This window comes from Streptomyces sp. NPDC090798, assembly GCF_044768965.1.
Classification (GTDB): Bacteria; Actinomycetota; Actinomycetes; order Streptomycetales; family Streptomycetaceae; genus Streptomyces.
On record NZ_JBIVXA010000036.1, the window covers coordinates 62,602 to 87,659 of the forward strand.

25 protein-coding genes, 1 tRNA gene and 4 pseudogenes are annotated in these 25,058 nt (G+C 67.7%); 8 read left to right on the forward strand and 22 right to left on the reverse strand.

The window, feature by feature from the left end; translation table 11 throughout:
- Positions 1-62: 62 nt before the first annotated feature.
- The 6 genes from ACIQTP_RS44510 to ACIQTP_RS44535 all read right to left on the reverse strand — a co-directional run bounded on the left by ACIQTP_RS44510 (position 63) and on the right by ACIQTP_RS44535 (position 2,453).
- Positions 63-1,037, reverse strand: coding sequence for an N-acetylmuramoyl-L-alanine amidase (locus ACIQTP_RS44510; protein WP_403411304.1), 975 nt, complete (start codon positions 1,035-1,037; stop codon positions 63-65).
- 5 nt (positions 1,038-1,042) lie between these two features.
- Positions 1,043-1,441 carry a hypothetical protein gene (locus ACIQTP_RS44515; RefSeq protein ID WP_403411307.1) on the reverse strand — a complete coding sequence of 133 codons (399 nt, stop codon included), beginning with the start codon at positions 1,439-1,441 and terminating at the stop codon, positions 1,043-1,045.
- Between the two features lie 10 nt (positions 1,442-1,451).
- Positions 1,452-1,574: a hypothetical protein gene (locus tag ACIQTP_RS44520; RefSeq protein WP_403411310.1), complete on the reverse strand. Its 123-nt coding sequence runs from the start codon at positions 1,572-1,574 to the stop codon at positions 1,452-1,454.
- A 79-nt stretch (positions 1,575-1,653) separates the two neighbouring features.
- A complete protein-coding gene (locus ACIQTP_RS44525) occupies positions 1,654-1,995 on the reverse strand; it encodes a DUF1360 domain-containing protein (RefSeq protein ID WP_403411313.1) in 342 nt (113 codons plus the stop codon).
- A gap of 113 nt (positions 1,996-2,108) precedes the next feature.
- Positions 2,109-2,249 (reverse strand): hypothetical protein, encoded by a 141-nt coding sequence (locus ACIQTP_RS44530; protein WP_402052416.1) that lies wholly within the window; start codon positions 2,247-2,249, stop codon positions 2,109-2,111.
- A 48-nt stretch (positions 2,250-2,297) separates the two neighbouring features.
- Positions 2,298-2,453, reverse strand: a complete 156-nt coding sequence (locus tag ACIQTP_RS44535; RefSeq protein ID WP_403411316.1) for a hypothetical protein — start codon at positions 2,451-2,453, stop codon at positions 2,298-2,300.
- A gap of 227 nt (positions 2,454-2,680) precedes the next feature.
- Between ACIQTP_RS44535 and ACIQTP_RS44540 the strand changes: the two genes are divergently transcribed.
- Complete coding sequence (locus ACIQTP_RS44540) at positions 2,681-3,313, forward strand: hypothetical protein (protein WP_403411319.1); 633 nt, start codon at positions 2,681-2,683, stop codon at positions 3,311-3,313.
- A gap of 260 nt (positions 3,314-3,573) precedes the next feature.
- On the opposite strand, the gene ACIQTP_RS44545 is transcribed toward ACIQTP_RS44540, so the two are convergent.
- From ACIQTP_RS44545 to ACIQTP_RS44585, 9 genes and pseudogenes are all read right to left on the reverse strand, one after another.
- Positions 3,574-3,846 carry a hypothetical protein gene (locus ACIQTP_RS44545; protein WP_402052408.1) on the reverse strand — a complete coding sequence of 91 codons (273 nt, stop codon included), beginning with the start codon at positions 3,844-3,846 and terminating at the stop codon, positions 3,574-3,576.
- 819 nt (positions 3,847-4,665) lie between these two features.
- Positions 4,666-5,634, reverse strand: a pseudogene (locus ACIQTP_RS44550) (NAD(P)H-dependent glycerol-3-phosphate dehydrogenase); the annotation flags it as partial.
- A 348-nt stretch (positions 5,635-5,982) separates the two neighbouring features.
- A pseudogene (locus tag ACIQTP_RS44555) lies at positions 5,983-6,507 on the reverse strand (class I SAM-dependent methyltransferase); the annotation flags it as partial.
- On the reverse strand, positions 6,489-6,866 hold the full coding sequence (locus ACIQTP_RS44560; protein WP_403411322.1) for a hypothetical protein: 378 nt from the start codon (positions 6,864-6,866) through the stop codon (positions 6,489-6,491). The pseudogene ACIQTP_RS44555 and the gene ACIQTP_RS44560, both read right to left, overlap by 19 nt.
- A gap of 223 nt (positions 6,867-7,089) precedes the next feature.
- Positions 7,090-7,242 (reverse strand): annotated as a pseudogene (locus tag ACIQTP_RS44565) (alpha/beta hydrolase); the annotation flags it as partial.
- 273 nt (positions 7,243-7,515) lie between these two features.
- Entirely contained in the window at positions 7,516-8,904 is a 1,389-nt protein-coding gene (locus ACIQTP_RS44570) for a Dyp-type peroxidase (RefSeq protein WP_403411325.1), read from the reverse strand.
- Between the two features lie 81 nt (positions 8,905-8,985).
- A complete protein-coding gene (locus tag ACIQTP_RS44575; RefSeq protein WP_403411328.1) occupies positions 8,986-10,113 on the reverse strand; it encodes a catalase family protein in 1,128 nt (375 codons plus the stop codon).
- Positions 10,114-10,285: 172 nt separating this feature from the next.
- On the reverse strand, positions 10,286-10,774 hold the full coding sequence (locus ACIQTP_RS44580; protein ID WP_402047735.1) for a hypothetical protein: 489 nt from the start codon (positions 10,772-10,774) through the stop codon (positions 10,286-10,288).
- 389 nt (positions 10,775-11,163) lie between these two features.
- Positions 11,164-11,574: a hypothetical protein gene (locus tag ACIQTP_RS44585; protein WP_403411331.1), complete on the reverse strand. Its 411-nt coding sequence runs from the start codon at positions 11,572-11,574 to the stop codon at positions 11,164-11,166.
- Positions 11,575-12,015: 441 nt separating this feature from the next.
- Between ACIQTP_RS44585 and ACIQTP_RS44590 the strand changes: the two genes are divergently transcribed.
- On the forward strand, positions 12,016-13,083 hold the full coding sequence (locus ACIQTP_RS44590) for an IS481 family transposase (protein ID WP_403411334.1): 1,068 nt from the start codon (positions 12,016-12,018) through the stop codon (positions 13,081-13,083).
- 136 nt (positions 13,084-13,219) lie between these two features.
- Here the strand turns inward: ACIQTP_RS44590 and ACIQTP_RS44595 are convergent, their stop codons facing one another.
- Positions 13,220-13,576 (reverse strand): hypothetical protein, encoded by a 357-nt coding sequence (locus ACIQTP_RS44595; protein WP_403411337.1) that lies wholly within the window; start codon positions 13,574-13,576, stop codon positions 13,220-13,222.
- Positions 13,577-13,747: 171 nt separating this feature from the next.
- Between ACIQTP_RS44595 and ACIQTP_RS44600 the strand changes: the two genes are divergently transcribed.
- A complete protein-coding gene (locus ACIQTP_RS44600) occupies positions 13,748-14,329 on the forward strand; it encodes a DUF6233 domain-containing protein (protein ID WP_403411340.1) in 582 nt (193 codons plus the stop codon).
- A gap of 433 nt (positions 14,330-14,762) precedes the next feature.
- On the opposite strand, the gene ACIQTP_RS44605 is transcribed toward ACIQTP_RS44600, so the two are convergent.
- A complete protein-coding gene (locus ACIQTP_RS44605; RefSeq protein WP_403411343.1) occupies positions 14,763-15,014 on the reverse strand; it encodes a hypothetical protein in 252 nt (83 codons plus the stop codon).
- 99 nt (positions 15,015-15,113) lie between these two features.
- On the opposite strand from ACIQTP_RS44605, the pseudogene ACIQTP_RS44610 reads away from it, so the two are divergent.
- The 3 genes and pseudogenes from ACIQTP_RS44610 to ACIQTP_RS44620 all read left to right on the forward strand — a co-directional run.
- Positions 15,114-15,665: pseudogene (locus ACIQTP_RS44610) on the forward strand (UTRA domain-containing protein); the annotation flags it as partial.
- 173 nt (positions 15,666-15,838) lie between these two features.
- Entirely contained in the window at positions 15,839-16,852 is a 1,014-nt protein-coding gene (locus ACIQTP_RS44615; protein WP_403411346.1) for an NAD(P)H-dependent glycerol-3-phosphate dehydrogenase, read from the forward strand.
- A 212-nt stretch (positions 16,853-17,064) separates the two neighbouring features.
- Positions 17,065-17,457: an HIT domain-containing protein gene (locus ACIQTP_RS44620; RefSeq protein WP_403411349.1), complete on the forward strand. Its 393-nt coding sequence runs from the start codon at positions 17,065-17,067 to the stop codon at positions 17,455-17,457.
- Between the two features lie 4 nt (positions 17,458-17,461).
- Here the strand turns inward: ACIQTP_RS44620 and ACIQTP_RS44625 are convergent, their stop codons facing one another.
- From ACIQTP_RS44625 to ACIQTP_RS44645, 5 genes are all read right to left on the reverse strand, one after another.
- The gene (locus tag ACIQTP_RS44625; protein WP_403411352.1) at positions 17,462-18,553 is read right to left on the reverse strand and encodes a UDP-N-acetylglucosamine--N-acetylmuramyl-(pentapeptide) pyrophosphoryl-undecaprenol N-acetylglucosamine transferase; all 1,092 of its coding nucleotides are present in this window, start codon (positions 18,551-18,553) and stop codon (positions 17,462-17,464) included.
- Positions 18,554-18,648: 95 nt separating this feature from the next.
- Positions 18,649-18,723: transfer RNA gene (locus tag ACIQTP_RS44630), tRNA-Thr, on the reverse strand.
- Positions 18,724-18,739: 16 nt separating this feature from the next.
- Entirely contained in the window at positions 18,740-19,657 is a 918-nt protein-coding gene (locus ACIQTP_RS44635) for a His/Gly/Thr/Pro-type tRNA ligase C-terminal domain-containing protein (RefSeq protein ID WP_403411355.1), read from the reverse strand.
- Between the two features lie 694 nt (positions 19,658-20,351).
- Positions 20,352-21,104 carry a helix-turn-helix transcriptional regulator gene (locus ACIQTP_RS44640; RefSeq protein ID WP_403411358.1) on the reverse strand — a complete coding sequence of 251 codons (753 nt, stop codon included), beginning with the start codon at positions 21,102-21,104 and terminating at the stop codon, positions 20,352-20,354.
- Positions 21,105-21,293: 189 nt separating this feature from the next.
- Positions 21,294-22,892, reverse strand: coding sequence for a diguanylate cyclase domain-containing protein (locus ACIQTP_RS44645; protein WP_403411361.1), 1,599 nt, complete (start codon positions 22,890-22,892; stop codon positions 21,294-21,296).
- A 1,062-nt stretch (positions 22,893-23,954) separates the two neighbouring features.
- Between ACIQTP_RS44645 and ACIQTP_RS44650 the strand changes: the two genes are divergently transcribed.
- Positions 23,955-24,746: a GNAT family N-acetyltransferase gene (locus tag ACIQTP_RS44650; protein WP_403411364.1), complete on the forward strand. Its 792-nt coding sequence runs from the start codon at positions 23,955-23,957 to the stop codon at positions 24,744-24,746.
- The gene (gene infA, locus ACIQTP_RS44655; RefSeq protein ID WP_403411366.1) at positions 24,743-24,967 is read left to right on the forward strand and encodes a translation initiation factor IF-1; all 225 of its coding nucleotides are present in this window, start codon (positions 24,743-24,745) and stop codon (positions 24,965-24,967) included. Before ACIQTP_RS44650 ends, infA begins: the two co-directional genes overlap by 4 nt.
- Positions 24,968-25,058 lie beyond the last annotated feature (91 nt).

Sequence of the window (25,058 nt, forward strand, 5' to 3'; positions counted from 1 at the left end):
AGGCGCGATCAGGAGGCCGTCGAGTTCCGAGCCCTCCGAAGTCCCGTGCTGGCCCAACAGGCCTACAGGGCTAGCCAGCAGGGCGTGCACCGCCTGATCTTGATCGCGCTTGGGCTGGCGTTCCGGCGGCCAGACAGCAGAATCGTGGCCCGCTCCGACACACAAGGCCGGCGTCCGGTCAAGGGCTGGCCGGATCGTCCGGCGGGGCGGGTGGGGCAGTCGGCTGCAGGGGGCGCGGGTCGGCGTCGGGACAGAGCATGGCCAGGCGCTCGTTCGCCTGGTCGACGGCGTCTCGAAGGCTGCTGCCGTTGTTGGGATACACCTCGTGCCAGACGTGGCCGAGGCGTTCCTCCATCCCCGATACCCGCTCCATGACGCCCGGGCGCGCGGGGACCCCGGGGCGTCCCTCTTCCCCGTACCAGTCGTCGAGGAACTGACTGGTACGACGGAACAGGTGAGGGGCCGCGGCGGCCGTACCCGGCGACCGGGCCGGCCGGGTCGGGCTTGCCTTCGACAGAGGTCTCCAGGTGCCCGGCGACGCTGCCCACGCTCCAGCCGTGGAGGCGGCACAGCGCGGCGTTGAAGCGGACCCACCTGTCGTACTGGCTACGCGTGTAGGCGTCTTTCCCGTCGCCGAGGTTTTCGACTTCCAAGCCGTACAGCGAGTCGTTGCCGTCGACCGTCTGGGACTTGTCCTGCTTCGGGAGCGGCTTCTCGGCCACGATCGCGTTGAAGACGTTCTTCGCGACCAGGCCCGCGTGGTTGGCGCGGCCGTCGGCGACCAGGACGACGACGCCGTTCTTGGGCAGGTAGGCGTGGGCGAGGGGCGGCGGCAGGCCCGGCCGCCCTGCCGTGGCGATCGTCGCCAGCGAGTTGGCGCCCGCGGTGTGGTGGTTGAGTACGCCGTGGACCGGACCGAAGATCTTGCCCGTCGCGGCGTCCCGGCCGCGCGTCGTCCACCCGGCGAACTCGGTGAACGCGACGCCTTCCGCCTTCAGCGCGGCGCGCCACTGGGCTGGGGTTGCTGGGGTGGACACGGCGATCACTCCCGACGTGGAGAGTTGACGCCCGGCCCAGAACCAGCGGCTACACCAGGAGTGTAACTACCCGCCCTGGTCAGGGCGCTGTCGTCGTCGAGCGGGCCCCCATGCCCGGACTGGGCCCGAGCGGTCGCCTCGCGGATACCGGCCGCGACCAGGTCCTCGTACTGCTGGCGCCGCGAGTCCTTCTCGGCGGCCAGCATTTCGGCGACGTGGGTGTCGTGCTGCTCGCGCAGCTCGGCGCGCAGCTCCACGTAGACCTCCTGGGTCACGTACTTCGCGCCGTCCGGCAGCTCCGGTTCCAAGTCGCCGATCACGGTGATCCGACCGAGGACGCCGTCCGGGAAGCGGATGTAGCGGGTGACCGGCTCGGGCAGGGGCAGGCCAGGGATGTCCAGCATGGTGCGCTCCTCACAGACTGACGATCAGGGCCCGCAGGATGAAGTGGACTTGGTAGTAGTGAGCGCCGCCCGAGCCGCGGCCGGCCGTCGCGCTCAGCGTGATCGGCGCGGTGGCGAGGCCCGGGTCTGCCATCCCTGGTCGGTGGCGGCCTTGACGGCGCGGACCTTCCGGTTGACGTACCGGGAGGCCGAGGCAGTCAGTGAGCGGGTCGTCACTTACCCACCTCGCCGAGGGTGTCGTCGATCCGGTTCAGGAGGACGGCCGCGCCCGCGACGGCGAGCCACTCGATGCCGTGGGCGAGGAGCGGGGCGTCGCGCCACTGGCCGGAGACGAGGAGCCAGGTCGTGAGGAGCGCGTCGCTCACCCACCAGCCGGAGCAGTACACGCAGCTGATGAGCGTCACCAGGGACGTGCGGATCTTCGAGTCGGTGTTGCGGCTGTGCCAGGTGAACAGCCGGTCGCGGGGGGCGTCCAGGATCGAGTCATGGACGACGAGTTGCGTGCCGCGATAGCCGGCAGCGGCCAGGACGGCGAGCTCGGGAATGCTGATCATGTCCGCCCCTTGCAGAGGATCTTGCGATTGCGAGCGGGCACTATAGGATATTCGCCACAAACCCTGCGGCAGAGATGATCACCGACCGAACTTTTTTGATCTTCCGCGTACGTTCACGCACTGATGCGATGCGAGCCACCCGCATCGCACAGGCGGTCATGCGGGTCGGGCAGAGAGAGCGCCGAGCTCAGCGACCGCGGCGGGGTGCCGGTGTCGTACGTCTCGGGGACGGCGTCGGACACTTCCAGCGTCACGGCCTTACCGGGCTCGCCGACAACGCCCCGTGAGGCGCGCAGCATGGCCTACACGGCAGATAGCTCCCGCTCGGCCCACCCCGGGGCGTCGAGACCGTCGGCGAGCTGCCAGGCGATGATGCCCAACAGGCGCTCCTCAGCCTGCTCGTACAGGGTGCGCGTACCGGCCGCGAGGTCCTCGACAATGCCCGGGTGGATCGGCACAGGTTCCCCCGTCCATTTGAGCAGGCTAGTTATCCGCAGGCCAGGCAGGCTCTACCCTGTGGCTCTTGAGGGGGTACAGCATGGGGCGAGAGAGTTTGCCGGGGTGGCAGGGACCCGAGAGGGGACCCGAAGCGATGTCCGGCGCATATTCGCGGCCACCACGGTCGAGGCCACGTTTGTCAGGTGATGGGGGTGGGTGGGTAGCTCGTCATGTTCGGAATAGATCCGTGACCTTGCGCGTGGATGTAGCGCTCCAAGGATCCAGCAAATTTGGCACTCTCGAAATAATCGGTAGCGACGCTCGACTGACGGATCAAGAAGCGGCTGACATTCAGCGACGCCGCATTACGGCAGATGAATTACCGGGTTATCTATCGACGCATTCTCGCGCAGGTACCGAGGTGTTCGGTCTTCCGAGGGTCGCATTCATGCAGTTTGCCGAAGGGGTTGAAGAATCATGGGGCAGAGGGGGACTGGCGCACCCCGTCGAGAATCTTCTAAAGAGCGAAGAAGCCTTGGTTCCGCGCTTCAACTCTCCGCCCTCGGCCTGGTTGCCGCTAAAGACCGTCGCCGAACAAGCCTCAGCCATAGGTCTTGGGATCACGTGGGGTGGAGCTAGCGGGCCTACTATGGTCGGCGCCTATATTGGCGGACTCTTCTTGGTCAAGTTCATCACCCCGATCGTTTCCGAGGCCGGAAATGCTACGGCTGCGGGGGTGAGCACAAAGATTCGAGCCGCTTTCGGGATTGAAGACTCACGTAACGCGCAAGCATTCGGCGCTTCCGAAGAGGGCACTAGCTCGCCTGGCCAAGCCGCATCGCCCGAGGAAACGGATTCTGAAGCGGACTCGCGCGAGTAAAGGCGATGCCGCCTCGCGCTTGGCTAGGGCATCAGTCACATTGGGAAACGGGATCCGACGCCGCGGCGCCGTTCTCGGCGAGGATCGCAGCGTCCTCGGCATGTAGGGCGGCTTCGTGTCGGCGAGCCGACCGCCATCGGCCTGCTGGTCGTCGGCCGCGCGAGCGCACGGCCTCACACGCTCGAGCAGCTCTCGCAGCACGCTTTCGGCAGCAGGCAGCAGGCCACGCCGATACCTGACTCCTAGCCAGCCGTTTTGGGTCAGGCGGCGAATGCGAAGTAGGAGCCGACCGTCAGCCCGGAGAAGGTCACCAACTGGCGGGGCTTGAGGCAGGTGAAGGCCGCGTGCATCCCGATGCCGACGGCGACTGCGTACGGCATGGTCGCCGAGAAGAGCAGCGCTGGCGGCAGCATGATCTCCGCCCCGATCGCGGCGGCCGCGATCAGCCGCCACAAACGCACGTCCCGGTCGGTGAGGTTGCCCATGTGACGGCGGACGAAGCCGGGCACGGCGAACTGGCGCCGGTACGGCAATTGCTCCCTGACCTGCGTGAAGACGTGAACCCACTAAGCGGTACAGGCCCGTGCGGAACTGTGGGGAACGCAGCTTCTGCCAGGCGCTGTTCCAGTAGATGTCGGTGGTGACCAGCACCAAGAGGCACTGCGCCCACGTATTGGCGGTACTGGGCCCGTGTTCGATCCTCAGCCCCTGGCCGAGATCGCCTGCGAGCAGGAGACAGCCGCCGGTCAGCAGCGTGTACCGCACGGCATTGGAGCTCTTAAGGTACAGCAGCTCCATCGCGGCCCCGGCCAGGACCAGCAGCAGTGACAGCCGCGGTACCAGCCCGGCGGTCAGGGCGAGGGCGGCGACCGTACGTACGATCAGCACCGGCCGGTACACGCTGGCGAGGAGACGGGCCCGCCCGGCGCCGAAGCGCTGCTCGGCGAGGTGCAGGCTGATGGACCCGGTCACGAGCCGGTCCCATCCGCCCTGGCCGATGGACAGCGCGAAGCGCGCGGTACAGACCGTGCCGAACACGATGCGGAACCATTGCAGCCGGCTGGGGTCGGTCGGGTGCTGGAAGCCGGAGCCGACAGCGTCAAAGAACCACACGGCTGTCCGTCACCTCCAGTGGCTTCTCGCCGTTCGCGGACAGGACGCGGCCGGTGCCGTCGATCGGGTCGTAGCGGCCGCTGCGGGTGAGGTACGAGATGACCGTCTGGAGTTGGGGCGGGCCGACGAGGAAGCTCCCTGGCGACAGGTACTGGTAGACGTTCACCGGCTCGGTGCGGCCGTCCTTCGTGCCGGTGAGCGAGACGATCGTGAACGTGGCCCGGCAGAACATCTTCCACGGCCTGGTCGAGGGTGACCTTCCCGTGCAGCAGCGCCGAGATCGTCTCCGTGATCGGCATCTCGACGGCGTGGGCGCGAGCCAGGTCGAGGATCGCTCCAGCGGACTTGACGCCCTCGGTGGTCTGCCGGGTGGCGGCGGTCGCCTCGTCGACGCTCATGCCCTGGCCGAGGTGCGTGCCGAAGGTCCGGTTGCGTGACAGCGGCGAGGTGCAGGTGGCCACCAGGTCGCCCAGGCCCGACAGACCGGCGAGGGTCGCCGGGTGCGCGCCGAGGGCGGTGGCCAAGCGGGTCGTCTCTGCCAGGCCGCGGGTGATGAGCATGGCAGTCGCGTTGTCCCCCAGGCCCATGCCCGAGGCGACGCCGACCGCGAGGGCGATGACGTTCTTCACCGCGCCGCCCAGTTCGCAGCCGATCACGTCGGTGCTGGTGTACGGCCGGAAGTACGAGGTGTGGCACGCGGCCTGGAAGCGGCGGGCGGCATCCTCATCGGAGCATGCGACCGTGGCGGCAGCGGGCTGCCCGGCCATGATCTCCCCGGCGAGGTTCGGTCCGGACAGTACCGCGACCCGGTCTGTACCCATGCCGGTGACCTCGGCGATGACCTCGCTGGCCCGCTTCCCGGTGTCGCGCTCGATGCCCTTCATCAGCGACACGATCACGGTGTCGGGTCCGATGTGCGGCGTCCACGCGGCGAGGCTGGCCCGCAGCGACTGCGCGGGGATGGACAGCACGAGCCAGTCGGCGCCGTGCAGCGCGGCGGCCGGGTCCGTCGTGGCCGTCACGGAGGAGGGCAGCTCGATGTCGGGGAAGTAGTGCGGGTTGCGATGGCTGCCGTTGATCGCGTCGGCGATCTCGCTGCGGCGGGCGTACGCGGTGACGGGCGTCCCTGCGTCGGCGAGGATCTTGGCGGCCGCGGTGCCCCAGGAGCCAGCCGCGAACACTCCCGCGCGGGCGGGGTGCTGGCTCACTCGGGGGGTCCTCTCGGTGGACGCGGGGCCGTCGGGGCGGCCGGGCCCGGTCATCGTATCGGCTGTTCCAGGCGCGGAAGGCTCTGCTGGAGGGCGGCGCAAGGTCAGCAGGACTGCGCGGCGCCCGGGGAGCGCAGGCAGCCTCTTGCGCGCCTCCTGCAGCATGTTGTCCGCCTGGTCGTCGCCGAGCTCGCGGCGTAGCTCGTCTTCGCGGTCGATCCACAGTTGGTACAGCCGTGCCCACATCGCCGGTTCGGCGGGCCGCTCGTCGACGTGTTCCACGATGAGCCCGGCGGCGCGGGCCTGCTCCTCCCACAGGGGGTGGGCGCCGCTGCGCAGGGCCCGGGTGAGGACCAGTCGGCCGCCGGGCGCCAGGAGGCGGCCGAGCTCGCGCACCGCGTGAGCGCGGTTCGAGGCGAGCGTCAGCGCGTCCACGCACACCACGCCGTGCGCACAGGCATCCGGCAGGCCCGTGTCCTCCAGGGAGGCGACACGGAAGCCGGCGGCTACGCCGAAGCGGACGCGGCGGAAGGTGGCCTGGTCGACGGCGACGGGCGAGATGTCGAGGCCTTCCAGGCCGACCGCGAGGGCGCGGGCCAGCCACAGGCCGACACCGCCGGTTCCACAGCCCGCGTCGACGAGGAGCTGCCCGGGCCGCATCAGCAGCCGGGTGGCCATGAGCCCCAGCAGGGGCCAGTCCCACGAGGAGGAGGCGGCGACCTCTTCCGGGTAGTCGTCGCCCATCGCTGTGGCGTACAGGCGGGCGGTGAGGGTGGAGCGGGCCCGTGCGGTTTGGAATGCGTCGTACTGGGCCGCGAGGTCGGCGGACGCGGCCGCCGTGGTGGAGGGGTGTGTCATCGGGGCATCGCCCATCGGATGCGTGAGCGGGTACCGGGGCAGACGACCTGTACCGCGTGGAAGGGTGCGGCGGCCTGCGACAGGTCCAGGGCCACCGGTTCGTGCCCTGTGACGTGGGCGACCCGCCGGGCTACGTCCTCGGCAAGGTCGGTGAAGCCGTGGAGTGCCAGGCCGAGATGCGCGGTCGCCTCCGGCCCGGCGGTGAGCCCGGCGGTCCGCTGCTCGCCGGGGGGAAGGCTCCATGTCGCCGAGCACAGGTAAAGACGACGCTGCTGCCCCTCGACCTGGTCCGCCGCCGCGTACAGCGCCCGGAGTGGACCCCGGATCTGCTGCGCGCCACCAGCACCGGCCTCAGCCTCCCCGAGGCAGTCCACCTCGAACAATGTCCTCGGGCCAGCTCCTCCACGAGCGTGCACTCGACCTGCCAGAGCTGTGGAGTCTTGGACTGCGTGGGCTCAAGAGTGTCAGTCACGTCGGTTGAGCTGGTCCGCCTCCTTGGCGACAGCGAGGTTGTCCGAGTCCATCCCGGCGCCCCAGTAGCCGAGGTTGATCCCGGCGCATAGCCTGCGGTGGAGGTACCGGACCGCGCTGCGGCGGCGGGACGCTGAGGCCGACGACCCCCGGGATGGCGTCGGGCCGCATCAGTGCGGTGGACCAGGCGAACCGGCTGCCCAGGTCGTGGTCGATGACCACGGCCTGCTGTGTGCCGAGTGCGTGGATCAGGCCGATGATGTCGCCGACGATGTGCAGGGTGGTGTATTCCTCGACTGCGGCGGGCCGGTCACTGCGGCCCTAACCGGCTGGTCAGGGGCGACGACGTGGTATCCGGCCTGGGCCGAGGGTGCGAACTGGTGACGCCAGCTGTACCAGCACTCGGGAAAGGCGGGAGCAAGAGCCAGGGGCCCTTCACCCTCCCCCACAATGTGCGGCCGAACCTCCCCGACAGTGACGGTGCGGTGCTCGACCATGGTCGTCACCCCTTCCCGCGACATCGGCTCGGGCCAGACTCACTCGCCATGTCGCTCAGTCGCCGAGTTCAGCCAACCAGTTCAGGGCCCGGATTCCGGGCATGAACAAGTACTCTCCGCCCTTGGTGATCACGAAGCGGGGCAGCTGATGCAGCCGTCGACGGATGGGGCGCTCCGGGATGGTGAACACACCGGTGCCATCGTTGGCTCCCACCAGCGGATCCTTTTCGGTGTCGAGGCCGGTGAAATCGCCGTCGTTGATCCACTGGGACTTGATGAACTCGAACTGCCGGCCGAGGTCGGTTCCCATGAAGATGAACACGATGCCGCGGTCGGCGCCGTCGTCCTCCAGTTCCCCGTCGGGGAGCGGGGGGCCGTAGGTGGCGGCTCGGCGCAGGGCGCGGTGGATGGTCGGGTCGACGAGCCCCTCCACCAGGGAGTCGCGCGGGTAGGCGCGCCGGATGTGGGCGCCAAGGGGGCAGCACAGGCCGCGCGGATCCTGCTCGTGGTAGGCGAAGTCGTTGACTCGCTGCGGATCGGCGGCGAGAGCGGGGTCGTCGCGCTCGGGGGCGAGCATGAGGGGCGCTCCGCTGCGCCAGCGGCCGACCATCTTCGCCGCCAGCAACTCTTCCTCCTCCGGCGAGGAGGCGTTGGCGTTCAGGTACTGGCGGAAGGCGGCGACCCGGCTGTGCAGTTTACGGAAGGCCACGTAGGTGCCGTTGCGGCCGAGGACGTTCGGTTGCGGCATGGGCGCGGGCTCGCCCAGCTGGTTGACGTAACCCATCAGGAACTCGCCGGCCTTGATGGCGTCGCCGAAGCCGGGGAGGTAGCCGTAGTGTTCCGGGCCCGTCTGGAGGATGTCGGCCACGCCGCTGCCCTCGATGTTCGGTTCACCGATGCCGTCGACGAACCCCAGATGAGTGCGCCCGGTGGGCAGTTGCGGGGTGTCCACCCGGTAGATCACCGACACGCCCGGCAGATCGAGGTGGGCTTGGTGGGCGATGTCCAGCACGGACTGCAGCGTGGCGTCATCCGGGGCGAACAGGGCCAGCGCCACGTGCACGTCCGTGTCGCCCAGGGGAGGCTCCCAGTGCTCGGGGCTGCTCTCACCGACGTCACCGAGGGTCTTGGCACGGGCGGCCATCCCCGCGCGGAACTCCGCCGGGAAGCTGTCCAGCGACTCCTGTGGAACGCCCAGGGCGCGCAGTCCGGAATGGCTCAGGGCCACGTTCAGCCAGGCCCGCTCCGGCGGATCCCACCAGTCGACTGCCGTGGCCACCTCGGGTGCCAGACGCCGCAGCATCCGGCGGCCGTCCGCCGGGTCGTCGATGCGGAGCAAGAAGTAGGCGCCGGTGTAGGGCGAGGGCCGTTGCCGCAGCACCGTGCCCTGGATGTCCGCCAGCTCCAGTACCTGTTCCTGGTGCGTCGTCCCCGTCGTCGCCACGTCACTCCTTCTCGTTCTTGCCATGCCACGTCGGCCCATTGCGGAAACAGACACGCCGTTCACGTCCTGGCGGTCAGGTCTCTACGGCAACGGAAGCACGTCGTCGGCGCTGCGGGGTTCTTTGCGCTCCTGGTTGTTGAGCTTGTGTCGCAGAATGGAGGAATTCCGGTACACCTCTTTACGGACCCGCATGATGTTGCCGAGGGGCCGGTGTTCCGCCGTCACCCGCCACGGATTCAAGGACAGAGCGTCCAGCTTCCTGAGGTTGTCCTCGCCGGAGATGTCCTGCTGCGGAATCCGGAGCTTTGCCACCGTGACGGACGGGGACAGTTCCTCGGACCATTCGACGGTGACATCCTCCACCGGCATCCGCTCCAGGTCGGCACAGAGCTGGACCTGGATATCGAACTCGTAGGGACGCTCACGCAGTTCCGCCACCAGAGCCGGCCGGAAGACCTCCGGTGCCGATGCCGGATCGACACTTCGCTGAACCACCTTGTCGGCGAAGGCGGGGACGGGCGCCATGCGCACCTTGGCGATGTAGTCGCCGTGCCGGACCGAGCCCATCGTCCAGTAGGTCGACAGCAACAGGTTCACCAGCGGCCGCTGTGAGACGGAGAGGAAAGCGCGGAGCTCCTCCCAGGCCCACTCCTCCGGAGGCAGGGATCCCTTCCCCGTGACGAAGTCGTGGAGGAACTGGTGGAAGCCGGACTTGCCCTTGGCCAGATAGGTCGGCGCGTCAGCGACCAGTTCCTGGATGAACGTGTAGTGCTCGGCGGTGTTGCAGAAGAAGATCGGCGCGTTGATGTTGGCGTAGTCGAAGGTGCGTGTGTCGGGCTCGTCCTCCAGCAGGGTGGGACCGTCGATGTCGAAGAGCTTCAGCGCCAGTCCGGCCACGCCGCCGAGCCGGGCGTCGGTCCCGAGATGGCCCGAGCCGTTGGAGAAACGAATGAGTGCGTCGTGGCGTCCCGGCGTGGCATAGATGCCCTGCGCATACTCGGCCGGGAGCTGATCCAGGATGTCCACCTCGGCCCTGACCAGGGCGTAGCCCTTGGCATGCGCGGAGCGGACAGCCTGACCGGTACCTTCGGCTGTGACCGAGTCGGCGACGAACCGCCCGGAATCCCGCATGGCGATCTGCAGATTCTTGTCAAATTGCGGGTCATCGGTTTCGACGTCCGGTGTATACCTGACGAACTTCGTCGCCATTGTTCAACCGTCCCTTCTACGTCCGGCTCTTGCCAGGTCAGAACCCGGACCGGCCGCGCCCGACCTCGCCGGGACCCCCGGCAGCCCCATGCGGGATGGAAGCGGCGCAGCACCACTCAAGAGATGGCCGGGACGCGGCGCAGTTCCTTCAGCTGGACGGGCGGGGTTTTTCTCAGCCCTGTGCCTCGTCGAGAAGTTTGTCGAAAGCTTTGGCGATCCGCTGTCCCCGGCGCACATCCTTCACGGTGGCGTCCGGATAGGCGCAGTACCAGCCGTCGGCCGTCACCTGGTGCTCGGCGATGAAATCCGCGGTTTGCTTGGGGTTGTCGCGAAGCCCCGGCCACCCCTCGACTTCTTCGAAGACAAAGTCCAGCATCTCGGGAACGAGCGTGGCGAAGTCGTTGATGTAGGGGTCCCAGTCACCGTCGTAGGCGGTGCAGAAGAGCAACTTGGTGTCGTTGTCGAAGATGACGTAGCGCATGTCGTGTACGGTGCCGACGCGCTCCGCGGCCCCGTAGGCCCGCGGGTCGGCGAGCTTGGCGCGCAGCCGTTCGGCGCCGCCGGGTTTGAGAGGCAAAATGGTGGTCAGCTCGCTGACCCTGCCTTGGCGCCTACCCACTCGGCCTGCGCTCTCCACTGGGGCAGTAGCGGTGTCAGACATGACCCATATCCCTCCGTCGCCCGAGGACTGGTCCGGGGAACCATTGCCTCTTACCTATCGCAACGCTACGCCCTGCGTCGGTGCCTCTCCATCGCACAGCAGAGGATGATCCTTTGGCCACGCACTTGGCCATTCGTCCATCAACCAACCATCCGACATTCGGCATTCGGCCTCATGTCGGCATCCGCGTGCAGGGCTACTTTCCTTTGGAGGTCGCGCAGACAGGCGTGGTGGGGGACCCCGGCAACAGAACGGAACGGGCACAGGTCCTGATGATCATGGAGTTACGACGCTCTGTGATCGCTGGGGAGACCTGTGCGCGGCTTCCCCCGCGAAGCCGCCTGACACACTTGCAAGGAGTGCCGGTTACACCTCCGGATGCGGGGGCCTCAGCCGATCTGGGCGGTCGCGCCTGAGGTCAGGCGGTGGTAGCGCGCTGCGACACCGGGGCCGCGGTCGCGGTCGCGGTCGCCCAGGAAGCCACCGACCATCGCGGTGCCGATGTCGTTGAGGGCGCCGTCGTGAATGGCGTAGGCGTCGTGCGGGGCGACCTCGCGGACGTATGGTGCATGCCGCCGGACCAGGTTCACGACCTGCTCGAAGAACGTCACAAGGGGTTCAGGCTTGCGTATCCCACCCCCGATGACGACGACGTCCCAGTCTTGTTCGGAAAGTGCCGCGACCACCATGGACTCGGCTGATTCGTCCGGCGCGATCAGCGTCATGGAAGCGTCGATGGCATGTTCGCCAAAACGGGCCAGTTCCTTGTCCAGGACCGCGCGCATGGCGTCCCCGTCCATACCAGGCACTGTGTGAGGGTCGAAACCAAGAATGAGAACGGAAGGCATGCTCTGCATGACGATCAGCCCACGGTGCCGGTTCCCATTGCCCGAAGCTGCCATCCCGGTGGCAACCCCATCGGAGACCCCAGGCGCTACCCGAGTCGGCGGCGACAACACCGCGTGAGACGGCGACTTCGCTCACAACGTCGTTAGTCCGAGGCTGCCTCGGGATCTGGCTTCGTGAGGTCGGCCACCTCGACGTCGTCCTTCTTCGTACTCAGGGCGACCCCAGCAACCAGGACTCCGGCGACCAGCCGTCATCCGGCGCTCAGATCGGAGCATCTGACCTGTGTAAACCCTGGTGCGGGCAAAGCTGCGCTGCACCAGGGAAGCCCCCCGTAGACAATCTGGATCACTGCATTGCGAGGGACACATGGCACGACCAGGCGGCGGGGGCCGATGGCCGGACACCGCAACGCACCGCTGACTCCGGAGGGGCGATTGCGGCTCTGTCTGCGCATCGACGCAGGTCGGCCGATCGCGCACGTTGCGGCCGAGACGGGGATCTCCCGCCGCTGCCTGGCGAAGTGGTGTGCGCGCTGGCGGGCGCACGGAGAGGACGGGCTGCTCGACCACTCCTCCCTGCCGGTCACCAGCCCAGCCCGGACCGCGCAAGACGTCGCGGACCTGGTGGAGGTGCTTCGGCGGCAGACCAAGCACGGGCCCGCCCGGCTCGCCGCCGACCTGAAGCGGCTGCACGGCATCACCGTGGCGCCGGCCACCGTGCACCGCATCCTCGTGCGCCGAGGACTCAACCGGCTACGCGACCTCGACGCGCCCACCGGTGAGCAACTGCGCGAGATCATCCGCTACGAGCACGAGCACCCCGGCGATCTGATCCACGTCGACATCAAGAAACTCGGACGCATCCCCGTCGGCGGCGGCTGGCGGATGCACGGGCTCGGCACCGATGCCGCTCGCGCCTCCAAACGCACAGGTCCCGGCACCGGCAAGGTCCGCTACACCTACCTCCATACGGCGATCGACGACCACTCCCGCCTCGCCTACACCGAGGCCCTGGAAGACGAACGCGGCGTCACCGCTGCGGCGTTCTGGCACCGCGCCGTCGCGTTCTTCGCCGCCCACGACATTGCCCCGATACGTGTCCTCACGGACAACGGTGCTTGCTACCGGTCCCAGACCTGGGCCGCCGCTCTCGCCGCGACCAGCACGAAACACAAGCGCACGCGCCCCTACACCCCCAGAATGAACGGGAAGGTTGAACGCTTCAACGGCACTCTCTCCCGCGAGTGGGCGTATGTCCGCGACTACGCCTCCGAGCACGAACGCCGCGTCGCCCTCGCCGACTTCCTGAATTACTACAACCACGAGCGGCCGCACTTCGCCCTCGGTGGTCGACCGCCGATCAGCCGGACCACCGGCAGCGAATACCGCGTCAGCTTCGACCAGCCGCCAGAACCGATCAACATCTTCCCGGATCAGCTGACGTTCGAGGACTTCGTCTAACCAAGGTCCCGAGACAGCACACCTAGGCCACACCGACAACGACCGCCGCAGCACCGCACGCAAGGAGGCGGCCCTGGACCGACCAGGCAGCCTCCTTGCAACGACATCACGCTTTCAAACTCAGTAACCCTCGACGTCACAGCCACGGCTCCTCTGGCCAGCTCGCCAACCAGGTGCCCGCCGCTTCGTCGTCCAGGGTGACGCGGGCTCCTTCCCGGCTCCCGAAGGTGTCGATCCACCTCGCGGTCTTGTCCTCCGCTGTGGCCAGCTCGTCCCACCAGCCCTCCAGAATCGGGCGGTCTCCAGTCCACAGGGTGACCCGGTAGCGGCCTTCCATGGGTCGGCCCGCCGCCCAGTTCAGGCGGATCCCGGCGATCATGCAGTCCCGGCACTGATCGTGCCAGCGCAGGCCGAGTTCGGCGAGGTCGACGACGCGGGTAGCGACCGCGAGCGCCCTGCAGGAGCAGCAGCGGCGCCGGTCGGGCGAGTGCATGTCGATACGGGCAAGCCAGTCGGCGCACCCGCTGCGACGGGGCGGGGTCCAGGCTGGCCGGGTCGACGCCGAGGAAAGCGAGCCGCTCCAGGTCACTGGGCATCGCGTCCTCCTCTGCGCTGACACTCCTCATGGATGCCGATGGGCAGCCTACCGCCTAGAATCGAACAGGTGACCGATAACTCGTCGCCCCGTCCGGAGATGCTGCGCTTCGCACGCCGCATCGCTGAACAGCAGCTCACCCAGATCGACCGGTGGATCGCCGCGGAGGAACGGCGGGAAGCGGAGCGTCAGCACGGCATCGCGGCCCGCCCTCCCGCACCGGACTGGCTGATCGAGCACGGCCTGTCCGGCCAGGACTCGATGTACGTCCACACCGGCGACTGCTGGAACGCGGGGAAGCGCTCCAAAGGCGTCACGAGGGACACGGCGCTACGCGCGCTCACCGAGGGCGGCGCGCCAGCCTGCCCGCACTGCCGGCCGGACACTGCGCTCGGCATCCTGGAGGGCTTATCCAGGCGCTGCGCGGCTGCCGTGCGCTCGCCCACTTCAACCGCAAGCGCGCATGTTCGTGGATGGTGGAGGTCGAGCGCCAGCGAGGCACAGCACCTACTAGAGAAGGCTCAACGGCTTCGGAGCGATGAGTGGGCGCCCGGAGATCTTCCTCACCAACTGCGCTGCGTGATCCTTTTTGGCATGATCTTGACGGCTCGCGCGATGCAAACCACGAGATCGCTGACGGCCTTGAGATGATGTTTGTCGCCGCCGGCTGTCTCGCCGCATTGATGGCGACACCCGGGGATGTGGAGAACGAGGACTGACCGCGGCAAGGCGCCGCGTGCTTGACGATGCGTTCGAGCAGCTAGTCACTGTGGGTCAGAAGCGTTCCCACCAGTCGAGAATGTGGATGAGCAGCCACGTCCCGACGATCGGGATGGCGAAGTACGCCAGCCAGAAGAGGGGCAGTCTGTTGGCGTTCTTGGACATGGATGATGGAGGCAGCGGATCCGGGCGCCTGTACTTCAGCTGATCCATCCGGCGTATGAATGCCAAGTAGTCCTCGCCAGGTTGTTGTGGCTGCTCCTCCGCCTCGCGCTGGGCGCACGCTCGGTCGGCCTGCCTCTGTGAGGCCTCACGCATGAACTGTTTACGGCGTCGCGATGTCAAAGCGCTCTCCTGCGTCGAGTTACAGGTCGCCGAGAATCTCTTTGCGGGCGGCCTCGGCCTTGCGGTTAAGCGCGTTGGCCATCCGGACGGCGGCGATGGTGGACAGGATGCCGAGGACGATGAGCAGGACCTGCGTGATGACGCTGACGATGTGGATGTGCTGGGTGGCGAGGGCGATGCCCAGCATGATGAAACCGCCGCTGAACCAGGCGAACCAGATACGGAACTTCTCGACTCTCACGGCCGACTGGACTTCTCTGTAGCTGGGCACTGCTTCCCCCTGTGGTGGTGTGTGCGCGGGCATCATGCCGTGGCGTATGCGGTGCGTGAAGGCGATGCGGCTGTTTTGTGACGTTCGGATGAGATGCCGCGTGAGCGGCGCCGGATGGTCCGCTCCCGTCACCGCGAACGCCGCGGCGGCAGCCCCTTCCGGGCAGACATGTACGAGATCGGCCGCAGCGGCACGTGGGAGGCGTCCTCCGAGGCCCGGACGCCCGCCCCGGAGAACATCGCCCGGCGCCTGGGTATCGAGGCCGGCGAGCCGACCGTGCGCACCGCCTATGAGTTCCTCGCCGATGGCAAGCCCGCTCAGCTGTCCACCAGTTGGGAGCCCATGGCCGTGACCGGCGGGACGCCCGTCCTGCTGCCCGAGATGGGGCCGCTCGCGGGCAAGGGTGTCTTCGAGCGGATGCGCTCCATCGGCGTCGCCGTCGAGACATGGGTTGAAATCCCGCGGCCGGCCCGCGCCAGCAAGGAGCAGGCCTCCCTGCTCGGTCTCAGCGCCGGCGATCTGGTCCTGTCCATCGAGCGCACGTACTACGACGGCGACGGCCGCCCTGTGGAAACGGCCGACGTCATCGTGCCTGACCGCAGGTGGGAAGTGGCCTACGAGTTCGCCGTCGACCCGCCCGAGCCCGACTGACTACCCGTCACTGGCTGCCCCGCTGGTGACAGCTTGTACGGACGGCTCCTCATCGGCCCGCCTTATGGCGCTCCGCGATACAACCGGCGGCGCCCGGCGCTGCCAATAGGATGACGCGGCATGGCCGTCAGCCGCCCCGACGACGGTCCTGTGTACAGCGAGAGGATCCCGCAGTGAGCCAGCAGCGCCACGCCCGCGCGGCGGTGTTCTCGGCCGGGTCCTGGGGTACTGCCATCGCGAAAGTCCTGGCCGATGCCGGCACCGGCGTCATTGTGCACGCCCGGCGGAACGAGATCGCCGATGCGATCAACGCCTCTCACCGCAACCCCGGATACTTCCCGGACGTCGAACTGCCTGCCTCCCTGGCGGCCACGACTGATCCCGCTGTCGCGCTGGACGGCGCGGACTACCTCGTGCCCTCCGTCCCCGCCCAGTCTCTGCGGGCCAGCCTCGCGCTGTGGGTGCCGCACATCGGGCCCGGCACCGTGATCGTGTCGCTGATGAAGGGCATCGAGGTGGGCACCGGAAGACGGGCGAGCGAGGTCATCGCTGAGGTGACCGGCGTGCCCGCGGACCGCATCGCGGTGTTGTCGGGGCCGAACCTCGCCCGCGAAATTATGGCAGGACAGCCCGCCGCCGCCACCGTGGCCTGCCCCGACGAAGCCGCTGCCCGGCGCTTCCAGGCCGCCTGCCACACCTCGTACTTCCGCCCTTACACCAGCACCGATGTGATCGGCTGCGAGATGGGCGGCGCCGTGAAGAACGTCATCGCCCTCGCGGTCGGCATCGCCACAGGCATGGGCCTGGGCCACAATGCGGCGGCCATGCTCATCACCCGGGGCCTGGCGGAGACCACCCGGCTGGCCACCGCGATGGTCGCCCACCCGGCCACCCTCGCTGGTCTGGCCGGTCTGGGCGACCTAATGGCCACCTGTTCGTCCCCGCTGTCTCGCAACCGGACCTTCGGCACTCACCTCGGTCGCGGATTGAGCGTCGATCAAGCTGCAGCCGCCACCCGGCAGACCACTGAGGGCGTCAAGTCGGCAGAGGCGATCCTCAACCTCGCACGTACTCACGGGGTCGACATGCCGATCACTGACATCATCTCCGCGCTTCTGCACGAGAAAGTCACCCTCGAGCAGGCCACCGCCGCGCTGATGGAGCGGCCCCCGAAGCCCGAGCGCTGAGCCCGGCGCCTGCCACGGGGCGCGCCAGCGCTCCCCCGCTCTTCTTCGTACGCGCGTCGTCTGCGCTGCCCGCTGTCCAACTCACCGTCCCCGCCGCCCTGGTGGGCTGGACGGCCGCCGGCTTCACCGTTGTCTTTAGCCAGCACTGGGGCAGAAGAGGCAGACGATAGTCTTGCGGCCAAATCACCGTGCGAGACGGAGAGTGACTCACTGTGACCCCTGCAGCTGCCGTGCCCACCACGATCTCAGATTTCTACTGCCACCAGGCGATTCCTGGGCTGGTGGACATCAATGTGGTGGTGGAGACGGACCGGGTGCTGGGGTTCCACCACACCCGGCCGGCGCATCCGGTGCACATCGTGGTGGTGCCCAAGGAGCACATTCCGTCGCTCGTGGACCTCGGGGACGACAACGAGGACCTCCTCCTTGAGGTCATGGACGTTGTGCGGGAAGTCGCGGGAAAGGTGAGAGCCGAACACGGCGCGGTCTCCATCACCACGAACGAGGGCCTCTACCAGGAGTCGAAGCACATGCACTGGCACGTCTGTCACCGCGGCGAGACCGAGAAGGACATCCTGGCGATGTACGGGCACCACGACGGCTGACCCGCTACCGGTCCCGGCGCTTGCGCTGCGGCCTGGCTACGGCCAGAGCTTCGGTGGCCACCAGGCCGGCGGCACGATGGATGTCTGCGCGGTCGGGCTGCTGGGTGTCGCCGGAGGCTGCTGCCAGACGCACGCACGCTTTGACCAGTTCGGTTCCAGCCGTGAGTGCTTCGTCGTCGGGGATGACAAGACACCGGCCGGGGTGGCGGCTGGCGTGGGCGTTGTCGAGCTGGTCGCCGCGGCTGACGGAGCCTGGCAGGGGGATGAGCACGGCCGGCGTGCCGAGGGCTTCGATCTCGGCGAGGGTTGTTGCCCCGGCCCGGCCGATGACCAGGTCGGCGAGCCAGAGTGCGTCGGTCATCTCTTCGTGCAGATACTCCCGTTGCCGGTAGTTCTCGATGCCGTCCAGGGAGGGGTCGAGGTTCCCTTTGCCGCAGACGTGGACGACCGAGAAACGGGCGCAGAGCTCGTTCAGCTGGCTGCGCACCGCGTTGTTGATGCGTGTGGAGCCCTGGCTGCCGCAGAAGATCAGCAGCACGGGAACCGGTTTGAGGCCCCAGTGCCGGCGCAGCCGCTCCGGGTTGCCGTCGGCGAGGTCGTGGCGCAGCGGAAGGCCGGTGACGACTGTTTTCCGGCTGAGCCAGCGGGGGGTGGCGGCGGAGGCCGGGACGGCCAGGCAGACCCGGGTGGCCATGCGGGCGAGGATTGTGTTGGCGAGGCCGAGCGAGTGGTCCGATTCGTGAATGACGAGGGGAACCCGGCACAGCCAGGCCGCGATGCCGACGGGGACGGTCACGTAGCCGCCCTTGCTGAAGACGACGTCCGGGCGCTCACGCCGCATGGCCTTCCAGGCAGCGCCGATGCCGTGCAGCACGGTGAACGGCATGCGTAGGTTGCTCCACGAGCCGTAGCGTTTCAGGCCTGCTGAGGGGACCGGCCGGAAGGGAATGTCCGAGGTCTTCGCGTATTCGTGCTCGATACTGTCCGAACGGCCGAAGTAGACAAGTTCGTGTGCGCCGTTCTGGTTCAGCTGGGCTGCTACCGCGAGAGCGGGTACAACATGTCCTGCACTGCCGCCGCCGGTGATCCGGTTCACTTGTTCGGGTCTTTTGGATGACTGGCTGTTCCGGCGAGTCCGGGTGCCGGGTCCCGGACGTTGGCAGGTCCATCGTGCTGTTGCGCGCTTGGGGTTGGTCGGGTCGGCCGGACTCGAACCGGCTCCTCGGCAACACTTTTGCCGTGCTGCACCACTTAAGCTACGACCCGTCGGTGCTACACGAGATTAGGTGCGAACGGATCCGGGAGTCAATGCCGAGCGTGTAATTGGCGGCAAATTTCGGTCACTTCTTCCATAGGTTTCCGATGTGGTGCTGAATTGTTTTCTGGCGTGCGAATTTCGATGCCGCCGAGAACTCTGTCCGGCAGCATCATCCGGAAGTCGATTTGGCCTCTTAGCTGTCTGCTGGGGGCTTGAGATGCCGGGAATATGGCTGAGAGGCACTTCCCGGTGGCGGTTGGTCCAGCGGTCGATGAGCTCGACGGTGCCGTCGGTCTGCTGCGGGGAGATGACCAGGGCGTGGGGCACGCCTACCAGTCGGGCGTAGGCGAATTTCTCACCTGCTGCTTCGGGCCGGTCGTCGACGAGCAGGCGTGTGCCGTGCTGCTGGAGTTGTCTGGCGATCTGTTCGGTGCGCTCGCGCATCTCGGGCAGGTCGGCTCGCAGCACGATGAGGTGGAGGTCTGCGGGGCCGCACCCTGGCTTCCAGCGCAGTCCGTGGTAGTCGCGGTGGAGGTCGGCGAGGGTCTGCAGGCAGCGGGTGATGCCGATGCCGGAGCAGGCCATGTGGGCGGGTGCGGAGGTGCCCTGGGCGTCGGCGACGGTGAGGCCCATGGGGGCGGAGTACTGGGAGCCGAGTTCGAAGACGTGGGCGACTTCGATGGCGCGGATCGCGTGGTAGCGGCCATCGTCGCAGCGGCTGCACTGCATGCCTTGGGCGGCGCGGTACAGGGCGGTGCCGTGCGGTTTGAGCGGGGGCAGGCCTGGTGCGCCGGCCCAGGACAGGTGAGGGTGCAGGCCGTCGCCTCCGTCGGAGATGGAGAAGTCGTCCAGGTGGGCGACGGAGGTGTCGAAGTAGAGCTCGACGTGTGAGCAGTCCCAGGGCGTCAGGGTTCCTGCTGGCCTGCGGAGCCAGGAGAACATCCCCGCGGGTGCGGGGAGCAGGACCCGGTGCAGGGCCAGTTCGACCTACTGCTCCCCGCACCCGCGGGGATGCTCCCACGGACGGAGACTTCGTGATGAGCGAGACGAGCTGCTCCCCGCACCGGCGGGGATGTTCCTGCCAGCGCGAGGCCGGTGTACGCACAGAGCTTCTGCTCTCCGCGCCTGCGGGAGGTTTCCCGCTCTTGGTGATGGGCCTCGGCATCGTCCTCATGAGTGGCGTAAGAAGAACGCCGACGGCCGCCGGGACTTCGCTGAATGAAACGACGGCGACTTCATCGCGCAGGGCCGACTCAGCCTCGGATACGCGATCACCGGCCCCAAATTTCAGGGCATGAGCGTGCAGGAGGAGCCTTGGTCTACGGTGAACGCGCTCTACACAATGATGAGCTAACCGTGGCTCTTCCAAGATGTCCGTGAAGCCGGTTGTGCCTTCACCTGTCTGTGACGCTCCGTCACAGACGACGGGATGCCCGGTCAGTGTGAAAAGTTACTGATGACGGTGCGTCCGCACCGTGGCGGAGTGCTGGTGGAGTACGTGGTGCCGGAGGGCGCTCTGTTGCGGATCGGGGCGAGTACGGCATGTTCCCGACCTCCTGCAGGGCGAGGCCATGGCCACGGCCTGCTCCCCGCACCCGCGGGGATGTCGCCCGGCCTTGGCTGGCGTCGTCGTGCTTTACAGCAAGGGGCGCGGAAAGGTCTTGAATGCTCTGGCAAGGCCTGCGGCATCGGTGCCGATCTTGCGGTATGCGGAGGAGAGTAGCCGTTTCATGCCTTGTTCTGTGACGCGCAGGTTCTTCGCGGCTACCGCGACCGGGTGGCCCTGGGCCACCATTTCGGCAGCTTTCCGTTCCTGAGCGGTGAGGGTGTCTGTCTGCGCGTAGCGCAGTGGCAGTGGCCACAGGCCGGCTGCGGTGAGTTCTTCCCTGGCCCGGGTGGCCAGCGCCTCGGCACCACTGTGGACGACGCCTTCCAGGCCGCGGTAGAGCTGGTCGGCGGCCTCCTGGAGCTGGCCGTTCCGGCGCAGTGCGGCGCCGTGACTGACCAGCGCACGGGCCAGCTCGTATGCGGCGGGTGAACGCTCCAGGTATTCGACGGCTGCCGCGTGCAGGTCAAGCCCCTCGGGTCCACCGGTCACCTCGGCCTCGGTGTGGAGCGCCTGGCCGACGGCGGATGCCGCGCCGAAGTCTCGTGCCCGTTTGACGGCGTCCCGCGCGAGGGAGGCTGCTCGTTCGGGGTGGGTGGGGGCGAGAGCGGAGGCCAGGCTCTGCTGCCAGGGGCACCAGGCGGGGTTGCGCCAGGTGCGTGACTCCAGCCGGTCTCCGACCCGGGACAGCAGGCTCGCCGCCTCCTGGTGTCGTCCCTCCGCCAGAAGCAGTTCGGCGTACACCGTACGGGGGTCCGGATAGACAATGGCGTTCGGGACCATCTCGCTGACGACTTACTTCGCCACGGGGGCAGCGTGCAGCCAGGCATGTCGAGTGCACTCCGTCCTCCTGCCTGCCAGGGTTTGCTGAACCGCCCCGGGGCCTACCGCCGACTCCCATATGAAACGGGGCGTACCGGAATACATGACTGATGGTGAAGGGATCAGAGTGGGTGCACGTGCGTCGCGTCGTCAGTGATTCAGCATGCCGCTGCAGACGTCCTGTGACGCCGGGTGGTGCATTCGGATGCGGCCCTTACCCGCGCTTTTGGCCTGGTACATGGCCTGGTCGGCGTGATCCAGAAGGTCCTCGGGTGTGATGCCTGGCGTGGCGACCGCGATGCCGATGGAAGCCGAGACCACCGCGTCAGTGCTGCCGATGCGATACGGCTTGGTCAGGGCTGACAAGATCCGTTCAGCTACTTCCCTGGCTGGAGGAGGGCAAGCCCCTGCCTCTCCTTCCAGGAGTGCGGTGAACTCATCGCCGCCGAGGCGGGCGACGGTGTCGCCAGCCCGCACGGATGCCTGGAGCCGACGGGCAGCCTGAATGAGCAGGGCATCGCCCATGGCGTGTCCGGCCGAATCGTTGACGGCCTTGAAGCCGTCCAGGTCCAGGAACAGCACTGCCGGCGGAGTCGTGCCGACGGTCCGCTTCCGTAGTGCGTGGGCGACACGGTCGGTGAACAACGCACGGTTGGGCAGGCCGGTCAACGCGTCGTGGAAGGCGCGGCGTTCGAGCTGCGCCTGCAGTGCGGCCCGCTCAGTCACATCGCGGCTGCTGAAGATCAGTCCCTCAGGGTGGAGGCTGATCGTCGACTCGACATGGCGCCATCCCCCGTCAGCGGCCCGGACCCGGCAGAACACGTGGCGGCCCGGGCCGCGGTCGCCTGGCTCGGCTTCCTGCCGCAGCCTCTCAACGGCTTGCATCAGCGGCGTCGCGTCGTCCGGGTGGGTATACAGGGGCAAACGAGCGCCTACGAGATCCTCCGGCCGGTGACCGAAAACGTGACGGGCGGCCGGACTGACGTAGAGCACACGGCCGTCCAGACTGAGGACGGTGATCACGTCGGACGAGCCGTCGACCAGGGTGCGGTAATGGGCCTCACGGGCGACGACCTCTCGCGTGATACGCAGGTGGTCGGCCTGAACGATGCCTTGCCGGACGCCGAACCCGAGAAGCACCGTACCTGCCAGGGCCGTCATCACCGCATCGGTGCGGCCACCGGCCAACACGTGCGCCCCCATGGCGAGCAGGCAGACGACCACAGGCACAAAGCCTGCCACCACCCCGACGACAGGCAGCACCCGTTCACCGACCCCCACGACGCTGACACCCCCCGGCATCCACGGCACGGCAGCGACCAGGAGCAACCCGGTCATCGAGCAGGTCGCCGCCAGAGGGACCCCGTACCAGGTGCCCGGCGTCGGCAAGAGGATGCGCAGCATGTCGCTGACAGCCAGGACAACAAGGGCCACAGTCGCCACCGTGGTCGCTGTGCGCTTCCCGGGTTCAACGCAGAAGCAGAGGGCAACCACGAGACCCAAGACAAGGATGTCCGTCACCACACGTGCGAGACCCAGCACCGATGCCGTCACGTCACCGCCTTGATCGGCGCGATGCAGCAGAAGCACCCAGCACAGAGTGAGCAGCGACCCTGCGATCATCCATCCGTCCAGGACCCGCCGTAACCACATCAGGTTCGTGCCGCTGTCCGCTGCTGCCATCACCAGACCGGCGACACCCAGCCCCAGACACACGGCGATCCCGGCGACCCCCAGGCCCTGAACCATGGACCGGAGGACACCAGCAGAGTGCCCTGTCGCCGACGAGGGCTGACTTACGACGAAGTGGTGAAGGCCGCCTGCTGCGGCCGAAACAGCGAACAGCCTCAGGCGAAGACGCACCCTTTCGGCGGTTGTCCGGGCCCGCGCAAGGAGAGAAAGGGCGGCTACTCCGTGCGCAGCCGGCACTCCTACGTCGGCCGGGAGCACGGACGCTGTCAGACCCCCGCCGACGGCGGCGGCAACCGCAAGGCCCACACACAAGGCGTTGCCCACACCCGCCACATAAAGCCAGCCGATGCGGGCGGCGTGAACCAAACCGTCTCGACCGACCAACGCCAGCATCACGCCCCCATTTCGGTGATCGAGCCCAGAAAGGCACACGCATGCTTCCGGAAATACTCGAGTGCGATAAGAGGCTATGAGCATCTAGCGCCCAAGCCCCGGCGGTGGCTTGAGGCGTCACCTGAAATAACGACGCCAGTTATGCGCCGACGCCTCGCCTCTGGTAAGAGCTCGTAACAGGATCTTGCTGGGGTGTCCCGGTCGGGCGTGACCGTTGTGACGATCTGATCGTTCGGAGAGTGTGACGACTCGGCCGCGGATCGTGGACCGCACCGGATCCTGCTCGCCGAGCTCAACGCGGCTGGCCCCGGCGGCGGCCGGAGTGCCTCCCGGACGACAAGGCGGACGACTCGAAGGCTGTGCGCGGTGAGCTGCGACGCGTCGAGCAGACCTTCGCCCTGCTCCACCAGTTCAAACGCCTCGCGGTCCGCCGGGAACGACATATCGAACTCCACGACTCCTTCCTCTCGTTGGCTTGCAGCCTCATCTGCTGGAGACGCCTCAAGAAGTCCGCATCATGATCGCGTTGCGAGCTCATAGGAAATGATTTGAGCGAGGCGGCGCCCCGTTGCTACTTTCGTGGTGGACCGTGAAGTCGTCGTATGGAGGTGAGCCCCGTGAACACAGTTACCCATGGGTGCTCCCTCAATCCGTCACGGTCCGGCGGCTGACGTTCGGTGTCGCCAGGAGCGCCTGAGATCCAGGCACTCCTGGAAGGAGACTCCGATGAATACGAAGCCCTTCACATCTGGCCTGAGCGAGAACGCGGTGATGATCACGCGCGTCGCCGACAGGCAATGGCATGCACTGGACGACGACCTGGTGGTCGGCCGCGGGCATGCGGAGCACCGGCCCGACGGACGCTTGTTCGTCAGCATCGACGCCTGGCATGACGCTACCTTCGACCGGCTCGCCGAGGCGATGCTGGCGGAACTGCCAGTGCCGCTGTACACGGTGGTCGACGAAGCCGACGTCGAGCTGACGGCCGGCTGGCGGCGGGCCGGTTTCACGATCCAGCGCCGCGAGTGGGAGTACGTCGTGCCGACCGACCCGCGGGACCCAGGGCTCGACGAAGTCCTGCCGCCTTCGGGCGTGACGATCGTGCCCGCCGGTCAGGCGGACAAGAGTCTGCTGCGGGCGGTGGACCGCGCGATCCGTGACAAAGTCGAGGCGACCGTCGGGTGGCAGTCGATGCCCGCGGAGGTAATTCCCCGCCCCGAAGGCGACACCATCGTCGACCCGTCGAAGTACGCGGTGGCCGCGGCGCCGGACCGCTACCTGGGTCTGATCCGGGTGGTGACGGTGAACCGGCCGCGCATCGGGCTGGTCGCGGTCCGGGCCGGCGAGCAGCGCCGCGGCATCGCGCGGGCGCTGCTCGCCCACGCGCTCGGGACGCTGCACTGCTCCGGGTTCGCCGCGGCCCGGACCGAAGTCCACGAGTCCAACCAAGCAGCCTCGGCGCTCTTCGAGGGCATCGGCGCCCGGCCGATGAGCAGCAACCTGGAGCTGGTGCGATGACGAAGAACAAGAACGTCATCGAAGTCGAGGGCAAGGTCGTCGAGTGCCTGCGCAGCGCCATGTTCACCGTGGAGCTCGAGAACGGCCACCATGTGCTCGCACACATCAGCGGGAAGATTCGCAAGAACTACATCAAGATCATGCTGGAAGACCGGGTGCTGGTGGAATTCCCGCCGTACGACCTGACGCGCGGCCGGATCGTGTTCCGCTACCGGAACTAGTAGTGCTTCGTTAGGTTGTGGGCTGTCTGCGGCTGCTCCGAGGGCTGGGCAGGGGGCGTCCGCAGGTGGTGCAGGTACCGGTCCAGCACCT

What these genes read in the sequence shown, in the direction of transcription:
- ACIQTP_RS44575 (WP_403411328.1), bottom strand. Translation starts at nt 10,113, where the DNA reads ATGGCGACGAAGTTCGTCAGGTATACACCGGACGTCGAAACCGATGAC.
- ACIQTP_RS44650 (WP_403411364.1), top strand. Translation starts at nt 23,955, where the DNA reads ATGAATACGAAGCCCTTCACATCTGGCCTGAGCGAGAACGCGGTGATG.
- ACIQTP_RS44520 (WP_403411310.1), bottom strand. Translation starts at nt 1,574, where the DNA reads ATGGCAGACCCGGGCCTCGCCACCGCGCCGATCACGCTGAGCGCGACG.
- ACIQTP_RS44580 (WP_402047735.1), bottom strand. Translation starts at nt 10,774, where the DNA reads ATGTCTGACACCGCTACTGCCCCAGTGGAGAGCGCAGGCCGAGTGGGT.
- infA (WP_403411366.1), top strand. Translation starts at nt 24,743, where the DNA reads ATGACGAAGAACAAGAACGTCATCGAAGTCGAGGGCAAGGTCGTCGAG.
- ACIQTP_RS44595 (WP_403411337.1), bottom strand. Translation starts at nt 13,576, where the DNA reads ATGCACTCGCCCGACCGGCGCCGCTGCTGCTCCTGCAGGGCGCTCGCG.
- ACIQTP_RS44515 (WP_403411307.1), bottom strand. Translation starts at nt 1,441, where the DNA reads ATGCTGGACATCCCTGGCCTGCCCCTGCCCGAGCCGGTCACCCGCTAC.
- ACIQTP_RS44635 (WP_403411355.1), bottom strand. Translation starts at nt 19,657, where the DNA reads ATGTTCTCCTGGCTCCGCAGGCCAGCAGGAACCCTGACGCCCTGGGAC.
- ACIQTP_RS44525 (WP_403411313.1), bottom strand. Translation starts at nt 1,995, where the DNA reads ATGATCAGCATTCCCGAGCTCGCCGTCCTGGCCGCTGCCGGCTATCGC.
- ACIQTP_RS44585 (WP_403411331.1), bottom strand. Translation starts at nt 11,574, where the DNA reads ATGGACGGGGACGCCATGCGCGCGGTCCTGGACAAGGAACTGGCCCGT.
- ACIQTP_RS44590 (WP_403411334.1), top strand. Translation starts at nt 12,016, where the DNA reads ATGGCCGGACACCGCAACGCACCGCTGACTCCGGAGGGGCGATTGCGG.
- ACIQTP_RS44640 (WP_403411358.1), bottom strand. Translation starts at nt 21,104, where the DNA reads ATGGTCCCGAACGCCATTGTCTATCCGGACCCCCGTACGGTGTACGCC.
- ACIQTP_RS44645 (WP_403411361.1), bottom strand. Translation starts at nt 22,892, where the DNA reads ATGGTTCAGGGCCTGGGGGTCGCCGGGATCGCCGTGTGTCTGGGGCTG.